Source organism: Herbaspirillum sp. VT-16-41, from assembly GCF_001994935.1.
Lineage (GTDB): Bacteria > Pseudomonadota > Gammaproteobacteria > Burkholderiales > Burkholderiaceae_D > Herbaspirillum > Herbaspirillum frisingense.
In genome coordinates this window covers 1-1,709 of sequence record NZ_MUXB01000180.1, presented here as the reverse complement: position 1 = coordinate 1,709, position 1,709 = coordinate 1, and the positions used below count along the sequence as shown (strand labels likewise).

General features: G+C 61.4%; 3 protein-coding genes and 1 pseudogene. 3 read left to right on the top strand and 1 reads right to left on the bottom strand.

All coding sequences use genetic code 11. The annotated features are described in order from the left end of the window. A pseudogene (locus BTM36_RS28150) lies at positions 1-184 on the top strand (hypothetical protein); the annotation flags it as partial. On the opposite strand, the gene BTM36_RS30030 reads toward BTM36_RS28150, so the two are convergent. Next, positions 129-611, bottom strand: a complete 483-nt coding sequence (locus tag BTM36_RS30030; RefSeq protein WP_168189843.1) for a DUF3011 domain-containing protein — start codon at positions 609-611, stop codon at positions 129-131. The pseudogene BTM36_RS28150 and the gene BTM36_RS30030 sit on opposite strands and share 56 nt — an antisense overlap. 82 nt (positions 612-693) lie before the next feature. Between BTM36_RS30030 and BTM36_RS25625 the strand changes: the two genes are divergently transcribed. Both BTM36_RS25625 and BTM36_RS25620 read left to right on the top strand, forming a co-directional pair. Continuing rightward, the gene (locus BTM36_RS25625; protein WP_254427099.1) at positions 694-1,119 is read left to right on the top strand and encodes a DUF881 domain-containing protein; all 426 of its coding nucleotides are present in this window, start codon (positions 694-696) and stop codon (positions 1,117-1,119) included. Positions 1,120-1,180: 61 nt separating this feature from the next. Further along, the coding region (locus BTM36_RS25620; protein ID WP_174616924.1) for an alkaline phosphatase at positions 1,181-1,709 on the top strand (529 nt) is incomplete at its 3' end.

The window sequence follows — 1,709 nt, the reverse complement described above, 5'->3', positions numbered from 1 at the left end:
GGAACCGCTCGCGGTCCGGGCGGAGCTGGCCGAGCATCGCTGGATCCCCCTGGACACCACCGGCACAGGCGCCGGCACGGGCGCGGGCACGGGCACGGGCACGGGCACGGGCACGGGCACGGGCAGCATCAGGCTGGCACCACTGATGGTGCACCACATCCTGCCCGCGCTGCGCGCACGCTGAGCTGCAGGCTCACCCGCTTGCAGAAGGGCCGGGGCGTTCCCGCGGGAACGTCCCGGCCCTTCTGCGTCAGGCTGTGGGGCGGCCTCGTGGGCCCTGCAGGTCTCAGGCGATGCGGTCGATGACGATGCGCCGCTCGGGCAGAGCGGTCCCGGCTGCGATCATCCCGCCAACGCGGACGATCATTCTGATCCCGCCAGCGCGGACGCTCGGCACTGTCGGCAAAGACCGCCGAGCAGCCCTTGTCCACCCAGATGGTGCCGCGGCTGAAGCCCCAGCTCTGGCCGGGAATGCAGGCCGAACCCGAAAGCTGCCGGATGATCCGCGGCCGGCGCATGTCGGTCTCGCACTCATTGTAGCGGAAGCTGCGTGATTCGCATCTGATGGGCCGTTCCTGCGCCTGTGCGGCTGGAACCGTTACGAACTGCATACCCCCCAGGGTCACAGCCAAAGCTAGTATATATCGGTACATTTTCCCTCTCCGATATGATGTCAACACACGCTGAAAGCGCATGTGTTCAAGGCGCAATTGTGGTGTTTGTTCCGTGCTCCCCGCCCACGGACGAGGCGTCCGGGTCACGATCGCGGACCCCACAGGGAGTGTCTCCACCGGCACTGTGCTGGGAGTGGTGCAGGAACTGCGCAATGCCGGAGCCGAGGTCCTCCAGATCGGCCCGGTGCGGGTGGTGGCCTCGACCGCTATCACCACCTCGGCCGACGGCGGCATCGTGGTGGACGGCACCGTAGTGCCCTCGCCGTACGTGATCCGCGCCATCGGTGATCCTGCCGTGATGGAGCCTGCGCTGAAGATCCCCGGCGGCGCGGCGGACTCCGTCACCTCTGCCGGCGGGACCTTCACCGTGAGGGCCGAGGACGAGCTCGAGATCGACGCCGGGAGGGAGCTGTCCGAGCCCCAGCACGCGCGGGTGGTCAAGTGATCGTCAAATCCTGTCGGACAGAACCTGCATCGGCTCGCGACACCCCCCTCGACGTGCGAAGATGATCGGGCGGCGCCCGGTGCCAGAACCGTCCTCGGGCAGACCGCTGATCAGGGAAGGGGTGCACGGTGTCCGACAACACCGAGTGGAACGACAGGAACTTGGATCACACGTCGCAGTTGAGTGCGATCTCACCCATGGGAAAACATTAGTTGTTGTTGGCGGTGATCATGACACAGGCGGAATGACGACTGGGGCAAATGGATCCATGGAATTGAATTTGGACGTATTACAAAATGTTACAGCTACAGGGGATTACATGGCAAGCCAGTTAAATGATGATCGTTCTAATGTTCGTGAAGTGGTTGAAGGACATACTAGACTTACATTATCTGAACAACAAGTCCAAAAAGTTCAAGAAGCAGAGGATGCAGCTTTAGCAATTAATACAGTTACAAGTGAACATGCGAGTGTTGGCTGGACAAGCACCAATCATACCGGTGTAGATATCCCGCTTTATGTGTATGGACCACAATCCGAGAAATTTTTAGGGTTCCATGATAACACCGATTTACCTAAAAAGATTGCAG